This window comes from Psychroflexus aurantiacus (assembly GCF_010820555.1).
In the GTDB taxonomy this organism is placed as follows: Bacteria; Bacteroidota; Bacteroidia; order Flavobacteriales; family Flavobacteriaceae; genus Psychroflexus; species Psychroflexus aurantiacus.
Map to the genome: position 1 here is coordinate 1 of NZ_JAAIKD010000041.1, position 571 is coordinate 571.

The 571-nt window shown below is 45.9% G+C and carries 1 pseudogene; it reads left to right on the plus strand.

Features of this window, described 5'->3' with window-relative positions:
• Positions 1-571: pseudogene (locus G3567_RS13255) on the plus strand (hypothetical protein); the annotation flags it as partial.

The following is a 571-nucleotide window of genomic DNA, read 5'->3' on the forward strand; positions in this document are numbered from 1 at the left end:
CAATTGAATACTGGAGAAGCCTATGCCCTGATGGTGCGTGGGGGGCGTGAACTCGATTTAAATCTCAACAACACACAGCTTGGCTCGGCAACTACCTTGCGTTTTACAGGTGAACTGGTCACGGGGGATTTCCCGGTCGTTGGTCTTGCTCCAAATAATTTAGAATTTAGCTTAGTGGCCAATCCTTACCAGGCCCAGGTGGATATTGAAGATCTTTTGTTTGATGCTGACGCAGCAAACATCAACATCGCCCATGTCTGGATTTATGATCCTAATCTGGCGGTTCACGGGGGCTATGCAGCCTTAGACATGCAGGGCTCTGGTACGGTCCCTTTAGGTTCAAAGGCCACTAAATTCCTGCAACCCAATCAGTCCGTGTTTGTCCAAATTACAGGAAATTCTCCTGCCTTAACCTTTAAAGAAACGCATAAAAAAGATTCAGGTAAAGAATTCACCAACGGTACCTTCAGTGTAGATCATACCGGTAAACTGGATATCACCTTGAGACGTCATCATCAGTCGGAGTATGTGCTTGTGGATGGGGTAAGGTTGTATTTTGAAGAAAGCTTCA